Source organism: Streptomyces sp. NPDC039424 (assembly GCF_055639495.1).
The window spans coordinates 132,093-155,428 of record NZ_JBVKAI010000012.1; the positions used below are offsets into that span (position 1 = coordinate 132,093).

At 68.6% G+C, this 23,336-nt stretch carries 23 protein-coding genes and 1 tRNA gene; 12 read left to right on the plus strand and 12 right to left on the minus strand.

Features of this window, described 5'->3' with window-relative positions; genetic code table 11:
• Positions 1-100: 100 nt before the first annotated feature.
• The 3 genes from ACZ7L0_RS27355 to ACZ7L0_RS27365 all read right to left on the minus strand — a co-directional run bounded on the left by ACZ7L0_RS27355 (position 101) and on the right by ACZ7L0_RS27365 (position 3,355).
• Positions 101-2,623, minus strand: coding sequence for a DEAD/DEAH box helicase (locus ACZ7L0_RS27355; protein WP_471245218.1), 2,523 nt, complete (start codon positions 2,621-2,623; stop codon positions 101-103).
• A gap of 109 nt (positions 2,624-2,732) precedes the next feature.
• Entirely contained in the window at positions 2,733-3,104 is a 372-nt protein-coding gene (locus ACZ7L0_RS27360) for a fic family toxin-antitoxin system, toxin component (RefSeq protein ID WP_471245219.1), read from the minus strand.
• Entirely contained in the window at positions 3,101-3,355 is a 255-nt protein-coding gene (locus ACZ7L0_RS27365) for a type II toxin-antitoxin system CcdA family antitoxin (RefSeq protein WP_471245220.1), read from the minus strand. The genes ACZ7L0_RS27360 and ACZ7L0_RS27365 overlap by 4 nt, the downstream gene beginning before the upstream one ends.
• 181 nt (positions 3,356-3,536) lie before the next feature.
• Between ACZ7L0_RS27365 and ACZ7L0_RS27370 the strand changes: the two genes are divergently transcribed.
• Both ACZ7L0_RS27370 and ACZ7L0_RS27375 read left to right on the plus strand, forming a co-directional pair.
• Positions 3,537-3,971 carry a hypothetical protein gene (locus tag ACZ7L0_RS27370; protein WP_471245221.1) on the plus strand — a complete coding sequence of 145 codons (435 nt, stop codon included), beginning with the start codon at positions 3,537-3,539 and terminating at the stop codon, positions 3,969-3,971.
• Between the two features lie 224 nt (positions 3,972-4,195).
• Positions 4,196-4,834 (plus strand): hypothetical protein, encoded by a 639-nt coding sequence (locus ACZ7L0_RS27375; RefSeq protein ID WP_471245222.1) that lies wholly within the window; start codon positions 4,196-4,198, stop codon positions 4,832-4,834.
• A gap of 178 nt (positions 4,835-5,012) precedes the next feature.
• Here ACZ7L0_RS27375 and ACZ7L0_RS27380 read toward each other — a convergent pair whose 3' ends face one another.
• Together ACZ7L0_RS27380 and ACZ7L0_RS27385 are read right to left on the minus strand one after the other, a co-directional pair.
• A complete protein-coding gene (locus tag ACZ7L0_RS27380; RefSeq protein WP_471245223.1) occupies positions 5,013-6,233 on the minus strand; it encodes a hypothetical protein in 1,221 nt (406 codons plus the stop codon).
• A gap of 131 nt (positions 6,234-6,364) precedes the next feature.
• Complete coding sequence (locus ACZ7L0_RS27385) at positions 6,365-7,339, minus strand: hypothetical protein (protein ID WP_471245224.1); 975 nt, start codon at positions 7,337-7,339, stop codon at positions 6,365-6,367.
• Positions 7,340-7,427: 88 nt separating this feature from the next.
• On the opposite strand from ACZ7L0_RS27385, the gene ACZ7L0_RS27390 reads away from it, so the two are divergent.
• The 6 genes from ACZ7L0_RS27390 (at position 7,428) to ACZ7L0_RS27415 (ending at position 13,311) form a co-directional block, all read left to right on the plus strand.
• The gene (locus ACZ7L0_RS27390) at positions 7,428-7,793 is read left to right on the plus strand and encodes a hypothetical protein (protein ID WP_471245225.1); all 366 of its coding nucleotides are present in this window, start codon (positions 7,428-7,430) and stop codon (positions 7,791-7,793) included.
• A 107-nt stretch (positions 7,794-7,900) separates the two neighbouring features.
• On the plus strand, positions 7,901-8,056 hold the full coding sequence (locus ACZ7L0_RS27395; RefSeq protein WP_471245226.1) for a hypothetical protein: 156 nt from the start codon (positions 7,901-7,903) through the stop codon (positions 8,054-8,056).
• 177 nt (positions 8,057-8,233) lie between these two features.
• The gene (ligA, locus tag ACZ7L0_RS27400) at positions 8,234-10,327 is read left to right on the plus strand and encodes an NAD-dependent DNA ligase LigA (RefSeq protein ID WP_471245227.1); all 2,094 of its coding nucleotides are present in this window, start codon (positions 8,234-8,236) and stop codon (positions 10,325-10,327) included.
• Positions 10,328-10,918: 591 nt separating this feature from the next.
• Positions 10,919-11,836 (plus strand): hypothetical protein, encoded by a 918-nt coding sequence (locus ACZ7L0_RS27405; protein WP_471245228.1) that lies wholly within the window; start codon positions 10,919-10,921, stop codon positions 11,834-11,836.
• A 127-nt stretch (positions 11,837-11,963) separates the two neighbouring features.
• A complete protein-coding gene (locus ACZ7L0_RS27410) occupies positions 11,964-12,122 on the plus strand; it encodes a hypothetical protein (RefSeq protein ID WP_471245229.1) in 159 nt (52 codons plus the stop codon).
• Positions 12,123-12,222: 100 nt separating this feature from the next.
• The gene (locus ACZ7L0_RS27415; protein ID WP_471245230.1) at positions 12,223-13,311 is read left to right on the plus strand and encodes a hypothetical protein; all 1,089 of its coding nucleotides are present in this window, start codon (positions 12,223-12,225) and stop codon (positions 13,309-13,311) included.
• Between the two features lie 89 nt (positions 13,312-13,400).
• Here ACZ7L0_RS27415 and ACZ7L0_RS27420 read toward each other — a convergent pair whose 3' ends face one another.
• Positions 13,401-13,829, minus strand: coding sequence for a hypothetical protein (locus ACZ7L0_RS27420; RefSeq protein WP_471245231.1), 429 nt, complete (start codon positions 13,827-13,829; stop codon positions 13,401-13,403).
• Between the two features lie 484 nt (positions 13,830-14,313).
• Between ACZ7L0_RS27420 and ACZ7L0_RS27425 the strand changes: the two genes are divergently transcribed.
• Positions 14,314-14,390, plus strand: a tRNA-Met gene (locus ACZ7L0_RS27425).
• 94 nt (positions 14,391-14,484) lie between these two features.
• Here the strand turns inward: ACZ7L0_RS27425 and ACZ7L0_RS27430 are convergent.
• The 4 genes from ACZ7L0_RS27430 to ACZ7L0_RS27445 form a co-directional block, all read right to left on the minus strand.
• Positions 14,485-15,174: a GNAT family N-acetyltransferase gene (locus ACZ7L0_RS27430; RefSeq protein ID WP_471245232.1), complete on the minus strand. Its 690-nt coding sequence runs from the start codon at positions 15,172-15,174 to the stop codon at positions 14,485-14,487.
• Between the two features lie 357 nt (positions 15,175-15,531).
• Complete coding sequence (locus ACZ7L0_RS27435) at positions 15,532-17,367, minus strand: hypothetical protein (RefSeq protein WP_471245233.1); 1,836 nt, start codon at positions 17,365-17,367, stop codon at positions 15,532-15,534.
• Between the two features lie 490 nt (positions 17,368-17,857).
• Positions 17,858-18,820 carry a hypothetical protein gene (locus tag ACZ7L0_RS27440; RefSeq protein WP_471245234.1) on the minus strand — a complete coding sequence of 321 codons (963 nt, stop codon included), beginning with the start codon at positions 18,818-18,820 and terminating at the stop codon, positions 17,858-17,860.
• Positions 18,817-19,362, minus strand: coding sequence for a hypothetical protein (locus tag ACZ7L0_RS27445; protein WP_471245235.1), 546 nt, complete (start codon positions 19,360-19,362; stop codon positions 18,817-18,819). Before ACZ7L0_RS27445 ends, ACZ7L0_RS27440 begins: the two co-directional genes overlap by 4 nt.
• 334 nt (positions 19,363-19,696) lie before the next feature.
• On the opposite strand from ACZ7L0_RS27445, the gene ACZ7L0_RS27450 reads away from it, so the two are divergent.
• From ACZ7L0_RS27450 to ACZ7L0_RS27460, 3 genes are all read left to right on the plus strand, one after another.
• Positions 19,697-20,128, plus strand: a complete 432-nt coding sequence (locus ACZ7L0_RS27450; RefSeq protein WP_471245336.1) for a DUF4357 domain-containing protein — start codon at positions 19,697-19,699, stop codon at positions 20,126-20,128.
• 137 nt (positions 20,129-20,265) lie between these two features.
• Positions 20,266-22,059, plus strand: a complete 1,794-nt coding sequence (locus ACZ7L0_RS27455; protein ID WP_471245236.1) for a zeta toxin family protein — start codon at positions 20,266-20,268, stop codon at positions 22,057-22,059.
• A gap of 162 nt (positions 22,060-22,221) precedes the next feature.
• A complete protein-coding gene (locus ACZ7L0_RS27460; protein ID WP_471245237.1) occupies positions 22,222-22,560 on the plus strand; it encodes a hypothetical protein in 339 nt (112 codons plus the stop codon).
• 51 nt (positions 22,561-22,611) lie between these two features.
• Here the strand turns inward: ACZ7L0_RS27460 and ACZ7L0_RS27465 are convergent, their stop codons facing one another.
• Both ACZ7L0_RS27465 and ACZ7L0_RS27470 read right to left on the minus strand, forming a co-directional pair.
• The gene (locus ACZ7L0_RS27465) at positions 22,612-22,929 is read right to left on the minus strand and encodes a hypothetical protein (RefSeq protein WP_390849012.1); all 318 of its coding nucleotides are present in this window, start codon (positions 22,927-22,929) and stop codon (positions 22,612-22,614) included.
• Positions 22,930-22,995: 66 nt separating this feature from the next.
• On the minus strand, positions 22,996-23,229 hold the full coding sequence (locus ACZ7L0_RS27470) for a hypothetical protein (RefSeq protein ID WP_471245238.1): 234 nt from the start codon (positions 23,227-23,229) through the stop codon (positions 22,996-22,998).
• Between the last annotated feature and the right edge of the window lie 107 nt (positions 23,230-23,336).

Below are 23,336 nucleotides of genomic sequence, written 5' to 3' on the forward strand. Positions count from 1 at the left end.
GGGCAAGAAGAAAGGGGCAGCGGCCGCGGGGACGGCGGGTGCCCCTTCTATGTCTCCAGCGAACGTACCAGGTGCTCGTTCGCTCAAGCGAGGTACGTGGTCACGGGCTGGTTCGCGCGGTCTCGGAGTAGGTGTCGAAGAAGCGGTCGCCCGTGAGCTTGTGGTGAGCGAGCTGCTCGGCGACGGCTTGCTCGTCGCCCCACCGCCCCAGGTCGCTGGCGAGCGCGACGGCGTACTGGACGACCGCCTGCGTCAGCAGCTCGTACTTGGCCGGCGTCACCACGCGCATACCCGGCTGCGGGGTGGCCTTGGCATCGCAGACGCGGGTGGGGTGCACCATGACGGGCAGGGCCTTCACCTCGGGGTTGTGCTTGTTGAGCCAGCGGACACTGCCCCCGAGCTGGTCCGCGTCCTTCTTGGCGATCGTGTCGGTGACGCACCCGGTCTTCAGCTCGATCACGGCCTGCCGCGCGGCCGACAGCGCCCAGAGATTGTCCGGGCCCGTGCCGTAGAGCTTCTCCGGCCGGGTGCTCACGAACCCGAGGTGGCGGCCCAGGCGCTCCCATGCCCGCTCGGCGTCATCGGAACGTTCCTCATCGCCCCACACCACCTCTTCCAGCAGTGCCTTCACGCCGAGGACCAGGTTGACACCGTCGCCGTACTCGGCGGACAGGAACCGAGCGGCCTCGCGGGCTTGCACGACCGCCGCCTTGATCTGCGCCGGCTCCACGCCGCCCGCGGATTTCAGGACGAACTGGTTCTCGTCCAACGCGCTGGCCAGGACCTTCTGGGCAGCGACGGGATCCGTCACGTGCAGGTAGGCGGCCTTTTGTTCCTGCAGCCAGCCCCGTAGCGGCTTGTCGTCGAGGTCGTTCACGGTCCGCTGGAGGCGATCGGCCGCCGCGGTAGTCCGTCCGGTTGCCGCCAGGTCAAACGCTTCACGCAGAGCGACGGCCTCCGGTCGTACCGTCCCGCGCGGGGCGTACCGCACCTCGGCCAGCGCCCGCCGGCTGCGCTCCGTCCACTGAGGCGCCCGAGCGAGGCAGGCACGCAGGGCCTGGCGCACGGAGTCCAGGCCCTCGCCCTTGATCTGCCGCGCGATGTCGCTGCTGAGCTTGAGCTGGGCCTGGGTGGCGGGCGAGAACAGGCTCAGATGACGCGGTTCGTGGATGGCGACACCGAGACTGGCACCGAGCAGCAGCACGGCGCAGTAGTCCTCGCTGTCGCGCACGCCGCGGCCCATGCCCTGCTCGATTCGCTGGACCTCCCGGGCCAGGCGGACCGAGCTGTCGGCCAGCGCGACCGCCTCACGCCGCTCCACCGCGTCCAGAGGACGCGGAATCCCGTCGAGGATCAGCAGACGGCAGGCGTCTCCGGGCAGGTCGACGCCGTCGTACTTGTTGACCAGGACCACCAGGCCGACGTGGCCCGCCTGCAGTTGCTTGACACCCACGGCGAGGTCGCCGACCCGGTAGGTGCGGTCGGCGTAGTTCTCCCAGGCCTTCGCAGCCTTCTCACTGGGCACCAGGACCACGACGTTGACCGGCTTGTCCTCGGCGACGCCGTCGCCGTCCCGGTCTCCGTCGGCGAACTGACGGGCCAGCTGCCGTACGGCCTCGGAGTCGAGTTCCCTGTTCAGCGCGACCGGCGCCAGGATCATCCGGTCTCCGAGGTCAGCCGCGCTGCCCGGAGTGACGGGCCGGGTGACGAGAGCGGGATCGGCATCAAGGTCGGTCACGAGGGCGCTGTCGTCGGAGAGCGTCGCGGTGAGGTAGACGCGCCGGCGCGCGCGCACGAAGGAGGGGATGCGGTCGATCGGCGGGCAGGAGGGCCTGATCTCCACCGACTTCGCTGTGGCCGTCGCGGTGCACAGGTGCAGCACTTCGGCGATCAGCGGCCACGCGAACTTGAAGTCGTCGTGGAACCGGTGGGGGTGGAGGACCTCCATGACCCGGGCCTTCTTGTCCGCCCACGCCCAGAATGGAATCGGCGCCAGCGCGGTGGGGTCCTTGGCCTGGAGCTCCGCCCACGCGTTTGCTGACTGGTGCTGCAGGTCTTCGGCGAACAGGTCCAGCAGCTTTTGGTACGCCTCGTGGCTTGCTGGCACCCGCAGCCGGAACTGGTCCTCCGCCGTTGCGAGGGCGGCGTGCGCGTCGTCGACGACGACGATCCCCAGATCGATCGGCTCGCGCCCGTCACCGACGACACCGAACACCGATTTGCCGTTGATCAGCTTGTAGTAGTTCGTCACCAGTACGGCCTGCGCGGCGAGGAACGCCGGATCCTGCGGGTCGTCCGTGGTGGCGATGCTGAGCCTCGCGGCCTCCTCGCGGACCTGTCGGACCAGGTACTTGTCCGGGGCCAGATACACAGCCTTGCCGATGCCCTCGTTCAGGGTGCTCTGTGCGATCAGCAGGCCGACGGCGGTCTTGCCGCCGCCGGTGTTCTGTTTGATCACAACATCGCGGTCATTCCGGCGGTGGTCGAACCACTCGTCCAGCACCTCGCCCTGCTCGTGGCGCAGATAGGCCCATGGACGGTTGGCCAGCCCCGCGTAGATGTCCCGGGGGCGCAGGATTGCCTCACTGTCTCCCGCGCCGATCCGGTCCCAATCCAGCGCCATTCCGGCACTCCTCCCCCACGCGGGCGGCTCGCCGCGCACCCAGACGCCACCATTCTCTCCCGGCCCACTGACCTGGCGCGGCCCGAATTCGATCAACGGCCGGTCGGAGTCAGGGTTTCCAGGTGCGCAGGAAGGAGGCGATCCGGTCGGCGGTGCAGCGGGGGTTGTTCAGCTCGTGGGCGAGTGCGGTGAGCTGTTCGCGGGTGGGGGTGACGGGAATGTTGCTGGCCTCGAGGTACATGACGGCGACGGCGCAGGCGACGGTGAGATTGGAGCGCTCCAGCCACCGGCAGCGGCCCAGGGTGTGCACCAGGGCGGCGGCGCGGGCGAACGCGCCGTCGTAGACGGGGGTGTCGAGGAGTTCGCCGCGGTGGCGGGCGACGGCGGCGATAGGCACGCCGTAATCGTCGGCGGCCGGGTCGCGGTGCCCGGCCCGTTCTGCTACTTCGAGGATCCAGGATTCGTCGACGTGCAGGATCACGCGGCGGCGCCCGGCTGCTGGTCGTACGGGGCGTCGAGCTGCCGCTCCAGGTCGTCGAGGAACGTGCCGTGCTCATCGATGAGCCGCTGGGCGGCCGTCATGCCGGCGGCGCGGGCGCCGGTGGTGTCCTCGATGATGAGCCGCTCCACGTACTTGTTGAAGTCCAGCCCGCGAGCGTGCGCTGCGCCCTTGCCGGCCGCGAGGACGTCCTCGTCTAGCCGGACCTGCGTCTGCTTCTTCGTGGAAGTCACACCCACATGGTAGCAGGGTGGTAGCAGGCGGGCCGGTGCACAGTGGCGCCGCGCGTGCCTGCAGATCCCGGCCGCCTGCTACGACGGAACTCGCCGGTCACGCGCTCGGATCGGTCCTCATTGAGTGAACGCCCCACCGAGCGGCGGCTCATCGCGCCTGGGCAGCCCTACGATGTCGCCGATGGCTTCCTACGCAAAAGACCCGCGCTGCATTGCCATGGCCGAGGCCGTGGTCCCGTTGCTGCGCCGCTCCTGTCCCGAGGGGGCCGGCGGCTACGGCGGCTCCTACCAGGTGAACCTGGACGACGAGGAGGCCGTCGGACTAGGCGGAGTCGAACTGATCAGGGCCGCGATGCGCAAGGCGGCCCGACAGCTCGACTGGAAGGTCGAGACGATCGGGTGGATAGGCACCCGCTTCGGCACGATGATCGCCATTCAGGACAGGCGGGAGGTTCCCGAGGAGTACCGGGCTGTGGTCGACGCGGCGATGTACGAGCGGATGAGTGCTGCGGTGGCCAAGGTGTCAGGCGAACCGGGCGAGGCTCCCATCCAGCGCGGCTCGGTCGCACTGATGACGCAGGAGTTCCGCGCGGCTGTCGCCGCGGCGAACGCCTGACCCGACACGTCCCGCAGGCCTTGCAGATTCCGGTCGGCGCGACGTCTCGCACACACGGTCTCCTCGGGCGGAGGTGAGCCGATGATGTACGGATGGCCTACATAGCTCCCCCCTCGTGGCCGCCACCGGATGGGTGGCCGCCACCGTCCGACGACTGGACACCGCCGACGGGTTGGAGGCCGGACGCGCGCCGACCCGTCCGTATTCCGCCTGACGGACACGGTGTGCTGCTGCCCGGGCCGCCCGACGCTGAGGGGCCCTCCTCGCTCGAACCACCGGCCGACGTCGCGGATGCACGCGACCGCCTCGTGGTACGGATGCTGGCCCTGTGGGCGCGATCCGTCCAGCGTGACGCACACAGCTACTACCAAGCCGCGAGCAAAGCCGTTTGGACGGACCGGGCGATCGACTACGGCGAGGAATGGTCACCCACTGAGGATGATCTCGCACGGGTGCTCGAGGACGTCTGGGTCCGGGGCTACCGGCTCGTCATGTCGGCATACCAGATGGAGCGCTGGTCGCGGGCCTACCAGGAGATCGCCGGCGGCAGCGAGCAATCGGACGATCAACTGAGGATGCTGCGCAACACCATCGAGCACCTCGACGAGGCATCCTTCACCGACCTCGTCGCACAGAGGGGCCCGCTCGATCCGAAGAACAAGAGGAAGAAGTGGTCCATCGACGAGCTGCCCGGCAAAGAACTCTTCCTCGGGTTCGATGCCGGCTTTACCGAGGCCGCGTTCGGCCTGGTCAACCTGCGGGACGTGACGACGCGAGCGCGACTGTACGCCCAGCTTGATGCGCCCGACGAGCCGTCGTTCGACGACTACGTGCCCGAGTCGTACGAGCCGGAAAGCGACTGAACCGCACCCCTGCCGAGTACTTGAAGACGGCAGGCTGCGACGAGCCTTCGGCAACTGCCGCGTTGTTCCCGGCTCGCGGGAACGAACCGGTCAACGGCCGGAGCCCCGCACGAGGCGGGGCTCCGGATGGGACGATGATCCAGTGTCCGGGGCTGTTAACGGCAGTCCCGGGCACGCTTTACTTCTGCTGGCTCCCGGGCCTGGCGCTGTTCTCTCGCAGCGTCAAGACCATAGGACGGGGCATCCTGGCACGGGTGGCGATCTCGCTGTCGCTGCGTCCCCAGCCGATCGCCGCGGTGACCAGCGTCATGCGCTCGGCGTGCTTCGGCTCCAGCTCGGCGTCCACGAGATCGGCCTCGCCCTCCAGCCATGCGATGTCTGCGCCGACCACGGCCAGGCGGTCCCACTCCAGGGCGCGCAGGTACTCCCGGTAGCCGGCGGCGGCCGCTTGCGTTCCGAGCAGGCGCCACCCGTGACGTGCGGCGCGGTCCTCCTCGTGGGCGGTCCAGGTTGCCAGTTCGGCGTCCGTGGTGGTGGAGGTGATCTCACCAGCGGCCAGGCGGTCGTGCTGGGCGTCCCAGTCTGCGAATTTCCGCGCCGGCCGGTGGTCTCCGTTCATGAGGACCGTGCGGTACCAGGCCCGCACGCCCAGCACCTGCAGGTTGATGCCGCTCCCGTCGTGGTGCGGGATCCCGAAAACCTTCTTGATCTCCTCGTGCCAACGGTCGTTGCAGCCGAGGAACCGGGTGACCCACTCGCAGCCCCTGGCGAGCTTGTCCAGGGGGTGGCGCAGCAGCTCCGGCTGGTACACCTGTGGGAAGCGGGTCACGATCACGCCGAAGTCGACCAGGTCGCTGTCCGCTTCGGGACCTGCGGCCTTCCGGTGGCGCGAGACGAGGCGCTGGATGGTGCGGCCGGCGCGGGCGGAGTCGGCGGACCAGTCGAGGTCTCCACCGCTGTCGAACAGGCCGTCCATCAGGTCCTGCGCGAGAGGGGTCAGCTCCTGAAGCAGTGTGTTGGCGGCCGCGACGTTCAGGTAGGGCAGTTCTTCGACGCCGGAGTCGACCGTCCAGGACAGTAACTGCGGTACCGGCCCGAACCACATGTGCGGACCGTTGGGCAAGAAGCCCGTTCCCGGGTACCAACGGCTCCACGTCTCGCGCGGCACGTCGGTGCTCGACTTCCAGGCCGGGTTCCACGGCTCCAGGTGTCGCGTGTTCTCGTGGAACCGCAGCTCACCGGTCCGGGTGTCGAGCAGCACCTTCTGGTATTGGCCCGGCGTCGAGCGCCCGTCGAGCGGCTCCGGCGAAACCACCTCCGTCACCGGCGAGACGCTGATCTGCGGCGCCGCGTACCGGGCCACTTCGACCTCCGGTACGGCCACGTCCTTGTTCGTCATTTCGGGTCTTCCTTCCTGTCATCGGAATACCTCCCAGAAGCTGGCTGCGCTGCGCCGGGAGGCTGATGGCGCACCACGAGGAGTGCGTGGATATGGATCAGCCCGGGGTTGGTTCCGCCGGGCTGGTCTCGTCAGGAGTCGTGAGTGATGCCGTCGAGGTCGAGCGCTCCGGTTTCTCCGGTCTCGCAGAACAGGGCGTCGTCGTGCCGGACACCTGTCGGCCACAGGCCCACGCCGGAACGTTCGCCGGTCACCACGCACCCGGCGTCACTCAGGAAGTACTGGAACCAGGCGCAGGGCCGCTCTTCCCGCACCACGGCGCCGATGACGGAACTCGTGTCGGTCCAGGGGGAGACGGCGCAGGAGCCCGTGGTCGTGGCGCCGTGCTCGTCGGTGATGGGCTTGACGGCCCCGATGCGTACCTGGACGCGCATGCAGACGGTGCACAGGCAGTGGGGACGGACGTAGCGGTCTGCGCCACTGCGACCGTGCACCGACCACACGGGCCAGTGATTGGTCCGCAGCCCCCAGCCCGCCTTCTTCTGCGCGCGCACAGTCCGGGCGCACGCCTGGCAGTTCCTCGGGATCCGGCCGTGCGCGGCGATCATCCGCTCGTACTCGTCCCGGGTGTCGGGCATCCAGAAGCTGGCGAGGTCACCGCCGAAGCCGGAACCCCAGGTGGGCTTGCCCTGGTGGGTGAGCGGCAGCAGCACCGGCTGCTCGGATGCCTGCAGTGCGAGCGGCAGCAGCGCCGCGGCGTCGGCCTCGCGCGGCCACACGCCCCCGGGCAGCGCGGCAGCCACTTGCGCGGCCGCGGCCTCCGCATCCGGTCGGGTGAGGTAACGGAAGCGGGTCGCGCGGTGCCCGCAGGGGGTGGAGATGTGCCAGCACTGGACGCTGCCGCCCTCGTAGGCGGGGTGCTGGCGCAGTCCCGGCGTCTCGCCGTGCCGCGGATACGACCAGCCGGTGTGCACGACAAGGCCACCGGGCTGGAGATAGCCGACGCCCGGCTTGACTTCCGCGTCTCCGGACAGCGCGGGGGCGAACTCGATCTTGAGCCCGCTGGCCGTGCGGCTCTCGGCGTTGGTGATTGGGTCGGTGCCCATGCAATCCCCCTCCAAGAAAGTGGCTTGCCACTTTTAAGGTAGCCCCTGGCCTTGAAAGTGGCAAGCCACTTGATGGAAGGTTCTCCGTATGAGTAGCCAGCACCGCGACCCACCCCTGACCGTGCGGCCACCCGCCCCACTCAAAGCGGACGCCCAGAAGGAACTGACCGATCGGGGCCGCGAGATGAAGGCCTTCGTCGTCGCCTGCCTCAACGCCCTGGTCGCCGACCCAGACAGCTTCCTGAACCTGCTCAACGAGCACTGGCCTGCGGAAACGCCCCGTGGGCGGCCCCGGAAATCGCCAGAACCGCAGCCGTCAGCTCCCCCCGAGGGCCAGCACCCCTGGGACGAAGACGCCCCGAGCGCCTTGGAGGCCCCCCACCCCTCGTGGGACGGTCGGGACGAAAGCGTGCCAAACGCCTTTGACGTCCTCAAGGAGACAGCTGAGGACTGACCGACCTGCAGGGGATCCGCACGGAGTTGCGGGGCTAACCCCCTGGCCCTCGAAAGTCGGTGCGGCTCGCCAACCGGCCAGCCGCACCGACACTTTGGAGGCCGTCCGTGTCCCCTGCCCCCGACAACCGCACCGCCCTCGCCGTCGCTCTCTTCGGCTCCGGTCTTGTGGTCCTCGTCGCCGTGCAAGCGCCCGCGCTCGTCCCTGCACTGTCCCTGGGCCTGGGCGCATGGGCCGCGCTGTACCTGTTCCTGCGGCTGTGACAGCCCACCGTTCACGACGGCCGGGGAGGATGCGCGGCAGAGGCGAGCCGACTGCGTGTCCTCTCCGGCCGGCCGGGCCAGCGCCTGCTTGTTGACAGGCGGGCTCCGGTGGGTGCCCACGACCGCCGGAAGCCGCTAGGAGTATCACTGTCAGTGGTGGCAGGCAGGATGACGGGCATGACGACACCAGTTGCGCAGATCGTGGATGCCGCTGCCTACGCGCAGGCGGTCGAGACCGTGGTGAAGGCCGCGGCCGCCTACTACGCGGACGGCACGTCCCCGCTGGACGATGACAGCTACGACCGGCTGGTGCGGGGCATCGCCGCGTGGGAGGCCGATCATCGCGATCAGGTGCGGCCTGATTCGCCGACCGGGAAGGTCGCCGGCGGTGCCGTGGAAGGCGACGTGCCGCACACGGTGCCCATGCTGAGCCTGGACAACGTGTTCTCGCCCGAGCAGTTCACGGCCTGGACGACCTCGCTGGCGCGCCGGATCGGACACGAGACGGAACGCTTCTGCGTCGAGCCGAAACTCGACGGACTCGCCATCGCCGCGCGCTACACCCGCGGGCGGTTGACCCGGTTGATCACGCGCGGCGACGGGACGGCCGGGGAGGACGTCTCGCACGCGATGGGAACCGTCGAAGGCCTGCCCGAAACGCTGTCCCAGCCGGTCAGCGTGGAGGTGCGCGGCGAAGTGCTCATGACGAACGCGCAGTTTGAGCACGCCAACGAGGTGCGTACCGCGCATGGCGGGCAGCCTTTCGCCAACCCCCGGGGCGCGGCCGCCGGCACCCTGCGGGCCAAGGACCGCGCCTACACGGTCCCGATGACGTTCTTCGGCTATGGCCTACTGCCGCTGCCCGACACCGACGACGCCCTGGCCGACCGGCTGGGCAGCCTCGCCCACAGTGAGCTGATGACGTTGGCCGCAGAGCTGGGAGTGAACACCACCGCCACGACAGCGGTACCCGGCATCACCGCAGCCACCACCGGCGAGGTCCTGAGCCGGGTGCAGGAGATCGCCGCGCTGCGCGCCGGGCTGCCGTTCGGGATCGACGGCATCGTCGTCAAGGCCGACCTGGCCGCCGATCAGCAGGCCGCCGGATCCGGGTCACGGGCGCCGCGGTGGGCGATCGCCTACAAGCTGCCCGCCGTCGAGAAGATCACCCTGCTGCTGGCAGTGGAGTGGAACGTGGGCCGCACTGGCATCATCGCCCCGCGTGGCGTTCTGGAGCCGGTCCAGATCGACGGCTCCACGATCACCTACGCCACGCTGCACAACCCGGCGGACATCACCCGCCGTGACCTTCGTCTGGGCGACCACGTGATGGTCCACCGCGCCGGTGACGTCATCCCGCGCATCGAGGCCCCCGTCGCCCACCTGCGCACCGGCGACGAGCAGCCGATCGTCTTCCCCGAGGTGTGCCCGCGGTGCGGCTCCGGCATCGACACCAGCCAGGAACGCTGGCGGTGCGAGCAGGGCCGCAACTGCCACCTGGTCGCCTCCCTCTCCTACGCCGCGGGCCGTGATCAGCTGGACATCGAAGGCCTGGGCGCCACCCGCATCGTCCAACTGGTCGAGGCCGGCCTGGTCACGGATCTCGCCGACTTGTTCACCTTGACCCGCAACCAGCTCCTCGGGCTGGAACGGATGGGCGAAACCAGCACGGACAATCTGCTGGCCGCGCTCGCCACGGCCAGGACACGGCCGTTGTCGCGGGTGCTGTGCGCGCTCGGCGTCCGTGGCACGGGCCGCTCCATGTCCCGCCGTATCGCCCGGCACTTCACCACCATGGACAACATCCGTGCCGCCGACGCGGACGCCCTGCAGCAGGTCGAGGGTATCGGCGCCGAGAAGGCACCCGCGATCGTCGCCGAACTCGCCGAACTCGTCGGGCTGATCGACAAACTCACAGCGGCCGGGGTGAACATGAGCGAACCCGGTGCCACTCCCCCATCCGTACTTGGTGAGGCCACGTCCGGGGTCGGCGAGGACCCTGGTGGTGTTCCGGCTGGCGGTCCGCTCGCCGGGATGACGGTGGTGGTCACCGGCACGATGACCGGACCGCTGGCGCAGCTCAGTCGCAACCAGATGAACGAACTCATTGAGCGGGCCGGGGGACGCTCCTCCTCCAGCGTGTCGAAGAAGACCGCCCTCGTGGTCGCCGGGGAAGGCGCCGGATCCAAGCGGGCCAAGGCCGAAGATCTCGGCATCCGCCTGGCCACCCCCGACGAATTCGCCGCCATGGTCGCCGACTACCTCAACTAAGCCTCCCCGTAGGAGTGTTCCCCAGCTCACACCGGGCCTCCGGGCTCTGCGGGAACAACCCAAGACGGTTGACCGTTCACCTACACGTGGCTCGCGGAGGGGACAGTGTCCCCGGGCCTCACCTATAGCCCTTGGGGACGATCGTCCGGCTGAAGCCCCATGGAGCCTTCCGCCGAGAGGCGACCGCCCTCCGCATGTCACCGCCTTACGGCCCCGGCTGGTCTCCCCCGTCCAGCCGGGGCTTTTGGGTGCTTACGGCGGCGCGCAGTCCTGTGTGACTTTCCGGCTGTGCGGGTGAGCCGAACAATGATCGCGGGACGGGACGCAGGCCGCCCGGCCCCATGAACACGCTACGAACGCAGCACTGACACTCTTGGTCTGCTTTTCCGTGTCGTGTCGGCTTGACCTGATATGGGGTGGTGTCTTTGGATCAGCGCGGGCCTGTGAACGCCCGGCCGCGCGACGGATGACGCCCCCGCAAGCTCCGTTGCCGAGGACCGGCCAGAAGTGTCACCACGCACGGCATCGGACGCACAACCACGCAGACACAGCGCCGATCGACGGGGGCCGGCCGGCGCGGGACAGGCATCAATGAGCCACCAGACAGCTCTGGCCGCGACTGAGGACCGCCGTCGCTGCACGGGCGAATCCCATCAATCTCTGCACCCGCTGGTCAGCTCCGCAGGAGAAGCGCTGGCCATCCCTGCAGCGCGCCATCCCGAGCAGGCGGAACTAGAAGCCGCCGTGTTCCTCGCCGCCTGCAAGATCGGCGGGGTTTCGCACGACCCCCTGGGGATCGTCAGCGTCCGGCCGGAACCAGAGCTGCTCGGCATTCGGATGCTGGCCGAACCGTACGTGATCCGGTACTGGGCTGACATGCTGCTTCCCCGCTCGGTCGCGGACGACAGCAGTGACCCCCACAACCTCGTCTCCGGTGTAGCCGGCCTCCGCTATCGTCGCGAGCACGGCGGCATCTGCCTGTACCGCCCGGCAACGCCGGCCCGCATCCTGCTCACCGGCTTCAACCCCCGATGGTGGGAGCGCGTCACCGACCTGCTGCGCAACGACTACCAGCTCCTGCAAGACCACGCGGACTGGACCCCGGACGAACGAGCGACCCACACCGCAGCCAGCGCCTTCCCAGTGAAACCGGCACCCATCTTCTCCCCCCTGCTGCGCCGTATCCGTGCCACCGCAGGACCGGGAGAGATCAACGCAACCGACGCATGGAGCTCCATGGGCGGCTTCCGGCTGGAGGCCACCGACGGCCCGCCCTGCCCTGAACTGATCCGCCTTCTAGGTGACGGGCCGACCGGGCTGGGCTGGGAAGTCGATCACAAGACGTGCACCTGCCTATGCGATCACATCCGCGGTGGCTGCAACATGGACTTCCGCGACCCGACCACGGGCTACTTCGTGTACTACTCGAACGGAAAGTGGGGCCGCACCAACGACGAGCGGCACCGCAGCTTCATGGCCAATGCGAACCGCGACGCCTTCACCCGCTGACCGCTGATGCCGGAGGAAAGGCGACATGCCTGGCCCAGACCTACCACCAGCTGAGGTCCCTATGGCCACGGAGGCACGACTGAGCCGGTGACCGACCGCAGCACAGAAGGTGCAGATCATTCACGGCGTGCTCGTTTTCACCGGTGACTTCGACGAACGCGACCTGGAGACGGCGCGGCGTACCTACCCGGGCCGTCATCCGGTGCTGAATGCCGACAGCGGCTTGGAGGTGCACCCCGCCGGAGTGGGTGCTCCGACGCCCCTGCGGGCACAGGAACGTGGGTGACCGGTCGATCGGCGGCGTGACCGGAACCGGCACCTCGTGCAGGGCTCAGCAGCCACAAATGTGAGTGCCCGCCCGTACCCGGAGCCGGGATCATGAGTGCATGAACGACGAGGACACCCCGGGCGCAGAAGACGGCGAAGAAGACTTCGACCAGGAACAGGAAGCGGAGCCGCGGCAGGGCGCCGGCGACATCGGCCTTTCCGGGCTCATGAAGTCCGCCAGGCAGACCGCGGCCTGGCTCAACTCCTACGACAAGCAGTTGGAACCGCTCCGCCGCCAACTCCGCATGCTCGAGTCCACCCGTCGCTCGATCGTGGAGGCCATGGGACCGGCCAACGCGGCGTATCAGGCTGCCCTGGACGCCCAGCGCCGGTATCGGGCGATCGCCGCGCCCGTCCTGGCTCTCCAAAGCGATCTCAGCGACATCTACGACTGGCACCGCCAGATCAACGACGTCGTGCGCAGCGTGTCGCTGCCCCGCAAACTGCTCGACCAACTCGCTGCGGCAGCGGCCCTTTTCCTGCCGGCGAACCTCAGCGGCCTCGACACCAAGGACCTCTTCGCGATCCCGGAGATGGGCGAGGACGACGGTCTGTCCCTCGCGTGGGCACCGCGGACCGAGATCGTCAAAGCTCTGCTCCCCCTCGGCACCCGCCCGGAGCGCTACGCCCTCCTGCTTGAGCGCCGCGAGGACGTTCTCGACGACGTTGACGCCAGCCTCCAGATCGTCACCCACCTCAAGCTCACCGGCATGGTCACCATGTTGAGCGCTGCTACCCGCACCGCGCGGGCCGGCTTCGACGAGGGCGCCCAGGCCCTGGCGGGCAACGTGCTCGAGACCGCGATGAAGAGGCACGGCAACGCCTGGATCCGGCGCTCCTTCCCGCAAGTGACGTACACGAAGAACGGACATCACGGCACCATCGGCAGTGCCCTGGACGATGCGGACGGCTGGGGCGACCTCACTCTGCTGCAGTTCAAGCACTACCTGGTGCTGGCGGGCATGAGGAACACCTTCGGGCCCGGCGCCACCCAGGACACCTTCAACCGCCACCTCGGAGCGCACGAGGCCTCGCCCGACACCTACCGTCCGGAGTTCGTGCTGCCGGCGATCCTCCTCGCCCACGCGCTGCTGCGTGCGCTGAACCAGGACCTCGAACGTCCCGACGACGAGGAGGACGACGCGTAGCTGCTCTTCATTGCCCTGCGCGAAGCTGGCCTTCGTCTCGGGGGACGCGTCCAGTCGCGCACCAGGACCACGATGCGCAGCGGCGGGTCCTAGGCGGCCTCGGAGTCGATCTCGTCGCGTGCCTGACATACCAGGTCCCACAGCTTCAGTGGAGAGGCGAGGTCGGCGTCCGCGGTCTCCGTGGCCCCGCCGTGGCGCATGTGACCGGTGTCGAGAAACGGCGGAACGCCCATCTCGTTGCGTAGCCGGTACAGCACCGCCTGCTCGACGTCGTAGGCGTCCGCGCCCAACTCGAAATACTGCGTCCGGATCACCAGGCAGCCATCACGCCGGTGATCGGCCAGCCGTGTGGTTCCCATGTTGGTGATCCCCACCTTCACCGCGCCCCAGCGCGGGTGATGCAGGACGTTCACGAGTGTGGGCAGCGCGTGCTTCGTGCCGAAGGGACGGCACAGGCGGCACCCTCCCGCGCCTTGGAGTGCCTTCGTGACCACGGTGTCGCAGGTGCTGCACTGCATGCGCCACACGGCCTGCAGTCGTCCCGGGTACGGCTCCAAGGCCTTGAAGCCCAGAACTGTCAGCCTCGCCACGGCCTGGTGAGGTTCGACGAGGGGACTGCCTGAACACTGGCGGCACACCCCGCGCCCGTACTTCGCCAGGTGGTGGACCGGGAAGACGACCCGCCCGCATGCGACGTGCCGACTCTTCCATCGTACGAGCGTCCCCGGGCACGGCTCCAACGGCTCCAGCCCTACCGCCCGCATCTCCGCCTCGGCCTGGAGCGAGACGTTGGCCCGGCGGGTCGCCGCCGCCACGACCTTCGAACACGCCAGGCACCCGCCGCCCCTCCGCCCTGTGGTGAAGCGGGGCTTGACCGTGTTGCCCGCAGGCACTGACACAGCCACCTAGGGCCAGAAGGGCCCCAGGCCGAAGACGTCGTCCGCGGCGGCTGACGCCCGACCCGAGTCCCGCATGATCCACCATGTAGAGTGGCATCACCGACGCGGGGTGGAGCAGCTCGGTAGCTCGCTGGGCTCATAACCCAGAGGTCGCAGGTTCAAATCCTGTCCCCGCTACCAGAAGTAGAAGGGGCCTGCGCTTGCGGGCCCCTTCTGCGTTGCCCCCGCCGAACGAGCAGCCGACATGTACTGGGCAGTGTCGTCGCGACCTGGTCTACCGCTCCGCGAGAGATGAACTGCTGGTACTGGGCTGGCCAGACTCGACCGTAACGAACGTGTCCACTCCCTGTCGGGCTCGACGCAGTGAGACGCCCAGTCCCTTCAGCGCCAGTTGGTAGCCGTCATCGCCGTCGCCGCAGCAGAGCTCGAGGCCTGGAAGCCACACCCGGAAGGGCTCCCCCTGCGCTGCTACGCGGTATCCGCGCTGGCGGTACCAGCGCATCACTCCGTACTCCCCGCGGGCGATCTTCGCCATTACCACGCGGCACCCCCGGTTTGCCAACCACCCCTCGGTCTCATCAAGGAGTGCACTGCCCACTCCTTGTCGGCGGACGTCGGCGTCGACGGCCAGCAAGTCAATCTCTGCCAGCATCCGGGCCAGAGCACGCAGCGCGGAACGTCCGTGCTCAGTGTGCTGGCGCATCAAGCGAACCGGGGGAGTGACGAAAGCCAGCCCGCATGGTCCACCTGCCGACTCCCTCTCGGCCACCACGGCTCGCGCTTGTCCGAACGGGGGTACAGAGAACTCGCCACCATAACGATCCACGATCGTTCCAAGCGGCTGGTCCTCCGGCTGCCGCAAGGAGGGGCGACCTCCTATGGCGATGTCTGACAGCCGGTTGAGATCCTTGCTCTCACCGCGGCGTGCGGTGCGAATGGCAAGCACCGAATGTTCTCTCATCATCTGCGATCAGGTCCGTCCCTTACGTGCTGCGGGCGTTCCGTACAACGACGAACCAACTGTTTTGGGCACACAACAGCCGTATTCCTGCCGCGGTTCCGTCCAGGGAAGAGCTGTCTGCGGTCGACCGACGGCCCCAGCGTCGTTATGGACGTGACATTCACCCCGGCCGGCCCTGAACGGGCAGGAAGCATCCTGGCCTCTGCCCGAGTAGGCCGGAGCGCCTTACTTCTCCGGCGATGTCCTTCAGGTTGGCAAGCCACGCCAGGTGTGCACTGCTGTACTCGCCGCTCTAGCCTCCTGGCCGCCGCTGTGCCCACCATCTGCCGCACTACGAGGTCAAGCTCGGCATGTCCGGGGTCACTGTCGGGATGCTCTGCGTTGTGCAGTTGTGGAGGGCAGGTCCCCCCAAAGACGTCGATGAAGGGCATCGGCTGCGCCCGCCATGTGCGCATGGTCGAGCGGTTCGGCTTGCGGGTCCAGGACGGTGGGGGGATGGTCACTGTGCCCTCGGCCGCGAATAATCAGACCATGGTCGGGAAAACGGCCGAGTACGGGCGTTCCGTAGCGCGCCAGTTGCTCTTCGACGGCCAAGTCGAATTCGTCCGGTGCGGCAGCTTCGCCGGACTCGGTGAGAAGCAGTAGCCCGTTCAGAGGGTGGGTGCATACCGACCGGCCTAGATGCTCCGACCGCCACAGGACGGCTGACTCGGTCGGTGTGAGCACCACACCATCGTTGGCATGTGTGGTTGTGCCCGTGGTCTTGCCGGGGAATGGGATGTGGCGCTGGAAGGGCCGGGCGTGATGCACGAGAATCCGTAGGTCGGCGGCCCACTTCGGGGACGCCACCTCCTGCATCCAGCCGTCGTACTTGCCGATCAGGAACACCTGGTCGAAGGTGCGACCGTGCTCAAGCGCGGCGCCGATCGCGTCGCTGGTATTGGGAACCATCATCGACCACAGCTGGCCAGGTGGGGGAGCGAGCCGCAGCCGTGTCCATCTGCTGACGGCCTTCGGCATTGAGGCCGTTACCCACTCTGGACGGCCCGGATCGCCGCGATGGAGACCCATGCTGCTTCCTTCCACGAGAAGGAGCCCTGTGCGTAGGCCACGGGCAGCCCAGGCGGCGGCGATGCGCTCGGCCACTCTGGCCAAGTGGTCCCGCCCCAAGCCGCCGGACGGCGCATCGACAAGCTGGACGACGCGCGAACGCTTCAGACCGTCTGCCTCCGTGCCGTGCTCTCCACGCCGGGGCCGGCTGACATTGCGGCCATCACCCACGACCGTCAACGACCGTGGACCAGGGATCGGGCTGGCCGGGGCCGCCGGTACACGACTGCTGCGAATCGTGAGCACGCCGCGACAGAAAGACCAGCGGGGTGCCATCCTCACTGTGCAGTCATCGGGCCCGCATGTGTGGTCCAGCAGGCGTAGCCCGCACCCCACGATGTGGTCCTCGAGTACCTCGATCAGCCGTTCCTCGTCGAATCCGCCACCTGTCACCTGGCGTTCGATCAACCAGTCGAGCCCGTGGTCGGCCATCTCGGTGCTCAGCCGTACACCCGCGTACCCGGTGAGGCTGTCCCACAGGCGTGGGCGTCGCAGCAGGGCGCTGCCCATTGTGCAAGAAACGATGAGCCGACGCAGCGGACTGCGGTCCACTGGCTCTCGGCGTCCAGGGCCTTGCTCATCATGCAGCGGATCCCACTGCACGACGTGACCGGATGCCGTGACCTGATCGGTGTGGGCGCCCAGCATCGCAGAAAGATCTTCCCTGTGCGGTCCGCTCACCCACACCGCCGGTGCGGGTGAGCGGTAGGACGCCTCGAATGCCCAAGGTCGAAGACCGAAGCGCAGACGCGCACCGTCCATCTGCGCGGTCAGTCCACGTACGCCACGCCACGGGCCCTTCTTCGTACGGCACGGCAGCAGTCCGAACAGGGACTGCACGTCCGCAGGCCGCTCTAGGCGCAGAACCAGCCCATCCTCCGTGGACTTGGCTTCCCTGACGCCGAACGGCCGTGTCTGACCATCCACGTTGCCGAGAGCGGAGACCAGTACCGCCTCCAGAAGGGCCTGCTCCCCTGAAGGCGACGGAACGAGCTGATCGAAGCGGTCGAGTCTGCTCAGACGGCGTCGAACGTCCTCCAAGGACTCACCGGTGAGCTCGCAGGCGGCGTTGCTGAGTTGATCCATGCAGTACATGCGTGTTCCTCCGAGAAGCCCCCCGACCTGGGCAACGAAGGCTCTCCACAAACAACTGCGGGATCCGGCAATGGGCTCAAGACGTTGGTTCTCTGACGATGCCGCGTGGTCGGGTCGAGCATCCAGAACTGGCCGCGTCCGAGGCCAGGCGCGAGAAAACTAGCCCGACGGCTCCATCAGTTCCACCCGCCACGCCGACAACGACCGCTGGCCCGCCGCCATGTCGCCACGAACATACGCTCGATCACTCCTCGCCGAGCGAGTGAACCGTACTCGGCACGCGGTAGAGATCCCCCACAGCCACCCGGCCATGCTCTATCAGCGGGACATGACAGACGTCCTACTTGACCGCAAAGCCAGGCTTGGCGGCACGGTCCCCACGCGGGTCTTCGAAGCGTCCTGGCGCGCCTGAACGGTGGTCACTTTGGTTCGGTGTCTTCGGCCTGGAAGGGCACAGCCCGGAACGGACCAGCAGAGCCGGCTACCACCGGCGCAGGTCCTTGGCGAGTTCGCGGTACCACTGGGTGCGGCGCGACCCGTACTCCTCGGGCTCCGGTCCCAGAGCGACGACCTGATCCGTGATCCCGTAGGTGACCCGGTAGGCCAGGACCTGAGTGGCGAGGTCCATCCACTCCTGCGTCTTGTTCGCCGGCGGCACGGCACCGAGCACGGTCACGAACCACACGGGCATCAGGGCGCGTTTGCGGATCGCGTCGGCCAGACGGCCGCGCAGCAGCCAGCTGAGCTTCTTCTCCGCCCTCTCGCCCTGCTCGATCAGCGTCGACTTCGCCTGCCGCAGCACATCGTCTTGAGCGAGGGCGGCCTCGGCGGCCTGGGCCGGGCCGGCCAGGCGCTGGGCCCGCTGTTCGTTGCTCTCCGCCACATTGCGGGCCATGCCGAAGTCCATGACGGCCTGCTTGAACTCGCGTGAGGTGCGCGGTGTGCTGGCCAGGATCCCGGCGGCTTCCACCACCTTCTCCCGGTGCTCGTCGCGCTGATCCAGAGCACCGTTGTACTCGCGGACCTTGAGGCGGTGGGCCTCGCGCTGGTGCCTGCTGAGCAGGCCGGAGCGCACATGCCAGCCGTGATCGGCAGCCCTGGCCAGCTTCTTCCACTCGGGGTCGATGGTATCGAGGTCGGCATGCGGGGCGCCGTTCGCGGCGAGAAGATGGGCTTCGAGCGTCTGGACGCGGCCGATCAGCCGCTTGAGGGACTGCTCGGTGTCCTGGACCTGGCCGCGCACGTCGTCGTCCAGCTCGTTGAGCTCACTGCGGACGGTGCTGAGGTCGTCCTGGACACTGCTGATGTCGCTGCGGATGTCGCGCAGCTCGTAGTCGAGGTCCTCAACGTCGCCCAGCTTGGAGCGCAGCGAGTAAAGCTCGCTCTCCACCGAACCGGTCCGCGTCTCCAGGCGACGGACCTGGTAGCCGTAGTCGTCGCTCACTGCCGCACCCCCTTCTTGCCCGCGTCCGTGCTGTCCATCGAGGCACCGGCGACGAACATCCAGCCCACGGCGACGGCGAAGAGGAACCACCGGCTAAGCACGCTCAGGCTGATGAGGGCCACCAGGAGCGCGACCACGTGCAGGGCGAGGGACGCGGCACGTCGGTCGCGATGCTGCTCGGCGTCGACCTTCTGGAAGCAGCCAGCCACCGTGCCCGCAAAGTGCGGGACCAGCAGAATCAGCCACCACCCCGAGCGGTCGAGGACGAAGACGAACGCGATCAGCACCGCGCCGACGACCGCCTGCCCACGCCAGGACCATGCCACGATGCGCTCACTGCGCCTGCGATCGGGCTCCGCCAGCCGCTCGGGGATCGTCTTCTCGAACTCGATGAGCTTGTCGGCCGCGTCGACCAGGTGGGCGTACTCCACCGCGAACTGGTCGTCGTCAGCGGAGCGCTTCAGCACTTCGGCCCGGTGCTTGCCGACGTTCTGCTGGAGCTGGGCGAACTGCTGGCCTAACTCCTGCTCGGTGTTTCCCACGGAGCTACCCCCACCCTCTGCATCGACGACTCGCTCGAACACTTCCCACGCCTCGGCCTGCGATCACCACACAAAGCCAGCCGACCGTACCGGCCGCTGTCGGCTTCGGCTACGCCTACGAGTTGAGGCTCGTTGTCTTCTTCCTCGCGATGTTCCCCAGGGGGAAGGCATTGCAGAGCGCGACGGAGAAGCAGGAGGAGGCCCTCGCCGACACGCTCGAGGCACTCGCCCACCTTCTCCTCACCACTCTAAAAAGGAGTCCTGCTGAGCTCTGTGCAGTAGAGTGGTTAGTGATCGTGTCGCATCGTTCAGAAGGAGACCCGCGTTGCCCACCGTGAGCCTGCACTTCGACTCGTCCCTGATCGCCAGCTTGGCCGCCGCGGGGCCGGAAGAGACCGTTCACATCACCCTGTCTCTCGACCTCGCGCCCCACGGGGCCCCAGAGGGTCCTGCCTCCGGTCCCGGACGTGCCGTGGCCCCGCAGGGACCGCTGGCTGAGCTGCTGTTGAAGGGGCTGCTGCAGGCCGGGGAAACGCTGTCCTTCCAGCAGCGGCGGGCGGGCCGGGAGGCAGTGGCGACGGTGACCGCTGACGGGCGGCTGATCGTCGAAGGTCAGGCGGTGCCGTACACCTCGCCGTCGAAGGCGGCCTCAGCTGTCACCGGGACGGCGTCGAACGGGTGGGTGTTGTGGCGGACCGCGGACGGCCGCACCCTCGATGCGCTGCGCCAGCAGCTGCAGCAGGACTCATCGACGGCTCGGGCCTAGGCCGGAGCCAGGGCTCCCCTACACCGCTTGTCACCAGTTCGTTCGTGGAGGAGTACGTGAGTGCGCCGCACCGCCCCCATCCCGCGCCGCCGCTGGCACAGCCGCCGGGCACGGGCCCGGCGGCGTCTGGTGTCGCAGTGCCCGCCGGTGATTGGTCCGAGGAGGTCCTGACCGGAACCGTCCTGCCCAGCGTCCTGGGCGGCGCAGTGCCGCAGCCGGAACCGGTGCGCCCGGTGGTGGTGTTCGTCGCCGGGCAGGCAGGCAGCGGCAAGACGCTGGTCGTCGACCTAGTGCACGCCGCGCTGGAGCGGCGAGGCGGTGCGGTGCGGGTGGACCGCGACGCCTACAAGAACATCCACCCCCACTACGCGGCCTTGCTCAGCGAGGACGTGCGGACCGCTGGGGTGCGGGTGCGGTCGGAGACCTACCGGTGGCAGGCCGAAGTGGAGGCTCGGGTGCGAGCCGGCCGGTATGACGCGGTGGTGGAGGCGCCTTTGCCCCACCCGCAAGAGTTCCTGGCCGGGATGGCCGCGTACCGGCAGGCGGGCTACCGCGTCGAGCTGGTGGCCCTGGCCGTACCCGAGGCGGTCAGCCAGCTCGGCATTTTGGACCGGTACCTGCGCCTCGCCGAGGAGGGCCGGGCCCGGTACGTCTCCTGGGACAACCACGACCAGTGCGCTGCCGCCCTGGTGGACACTCTCAGCATGGTGGAGGCCGCGCACCTGGCGGACCGGGTCTTCGTCGTCCGACGCTCCACGGAGACGGCGCTGGAGGCCGTGTACGACAACGAACTTACAGCCGGGCAATGGTGCCGCCCGGCGGGCGCGGCACGCGCGGTGCTCGCTGAGCGCAGGCGCCCGTGGGACGCCAGGGAGACGGGCCGGTTCCGCCGTCAGCTCGCCGACGCTGACCGGCGCCTGACCGATCCCCGACTGCCGGAGGACTGGACGCTGGCGGTCCGCCGCGACGCCGAACGCGCCGCTGCCCTGGCCGAGCCAGTCCGACGCACCGCCCAGCCGCGCCGGGAGCCTCCCGGGGTCGACTACCACCGGCTCTCCGCAGAGGAACACCGCTGGATCTTCGACGAGTTGATCGTTCCGCTGCTCGGACGGGTCACACCGCAGGACAGACCCGTCGCGGTGTACGTGATGGGCCAGCCCGGCGCCGGCAAGACCCGGGCCTCTCAGATGGTCCGACGCACCCTGCGCGACGGCCCCGCCCACATCACGGGTGACGACTTCAAATTCTCCCACCCGGACTACCTGCAGCTCTTGCGTGAGGAACCGCGCACGGCCTCCGCGCGGATCCGCGCCGACTACCGGGCCTGGCAGGCTCAGGCCGAAGCGTACGTGCGCGAGCGGCGCGGGGACGTGGTCATCGAGATCACCCCGGAAAACGCCGCCGCCTTCATCACCAGCGCGTCCCTGTACCGGCAGGCCGGATACCGGGTGGAGCTGCTGGTCCTGGCCGTGCGCGCAGCCGATTCCCGGCAGGGCACGGCCGTCCGCTACGCCACGGTGAGCCAGCGAGGCGTACCCGCACGGTTCACCACCGCCGCCGGGCACGACACTCACTTCGCCGTCCTCCCCGAGGTGGTGACGGCTGCCGAGCAGCTGTCCGTGGTCGACTCGGTCACGGTGATGCGTCGGGACGCCCACGTCCTCTACCGCAACAAACAAGACACCCAGGGACGGTGGGCACGGCGCCCCGCCGCCGCCTTCGCCCTGGTCGCGGAGCAGTCCCGCCCCTACACCACCGAGGAAGCCGCGCGGTTCTGTGCCGCCCAGCGCTGGCTGCGTTCCGCGATGCCGCAGTACCGCGACGAACTCATCGCGATCGGACGCCTGGCATACCCGTTAATGCCCCCGGCCCTGCAGCCGCACCGGCTCGACGCGCATGCCCCCGTGGCCGCGCTCCCCATGCCCGCCTAGATACGGCGTCTCACGACATTGGTCCACGAGTTCCTCGAACGTAAGCTGCTGCGGAACCGTGCCGAGTGGTGCCGGCGGCTGTCAGCGGCGTGCTGTAGCTTGATCGGTAGGCGCGGGGCCTGCGCGGTCGAGGTGCGACCGCTGGAGAGTCCAGGAGGACTCGTGCCCACAGGCCGCGTCAACGCCGCGAAGTTCATCGCTCGCCTTCTGCCAGAACCGCACGAGACGGATCTCGGCGGCGAACCCGCCCACCACCTACTGGCCACCACTCACGCCGACCGGGTATGCCCACCGTCAGGCCACAACATCGGCTGGCCGGACTGCTACGCCAGCGCGGACATGCTGCCTCTGACCCATAAAGCGGATCTGCTGCTTGAGCCGAACGGCAAACCAAGGTCGATTCCGGATCATCTGGTCGGCGAGGCACGTGAGCGGGCGGCGCGGGTCGGCCGCCAAGCGGCGTGGATCCGTCAGGAAGCTCACCGTCGCGGACTTGACTGACGCCGCCCGTCGTCCAGCGCCCGCCCCACCCCGGGGCGGGCGTTTGCGTGGTCAGTCCCCGTATTCGCGCACTGACCAGCCGTCTGGCACTTCGCGGACTTCGAAGCCTGGCGCGATGATCTGGTGCAGTGTTTCGCCGTCGGTCCAATCGTTGAGCGTGTCGGCGAGAGTGGTGATCAGCGGCTCGTCCACGTTGTCGAAGAGGATGACGGGCTCGACGGCCAGTTGTGCATCGGTTCGCCGCATGCCGTCGACGGGGGTGGCCCAGCCGACGATTGGCATCACCAGAATCACGCCGTCGTCGGGGCATTTGATCGCCACTCGCCACCCGTCCGGGGCGGCAGCAAAAGGGAACGGGACTGCGGTCATAACGGCAGACTCTAGCCTCGTGGTTCGGGCAGCTGCCCGGGCGTGACAGGTACGTTGGCGCCGCAGCTACGACTCGGGCTGCGCCTCGCTGGCTTCCAGCTCCTTCAGGCGTGCGGCATAGACAGCGGCGATGCGCGCGATCTCCTCAGGTCCGGCCTCCCTCAGCCGGCTCTGGTCCTCCACGCAGTCCTGACGCCGCGCCTTCAGTTCCTCCAGGCGCTGCTCGTCCCCAGAGCGCCGCGCGAGGAGGAGCTGCCGGCTGTACCAGGCGATGACGTTCCCCACGATCTCGTGCGCCATCTCGTACCCGACGTCGCCGCCGTCCGGGTCCCAAGCAGGTCCCGACGATGGTGAGCGTGGCGGTTCCGGGGAGGACGATGCAGGGTCGTGCACGGAGAACCACCTCG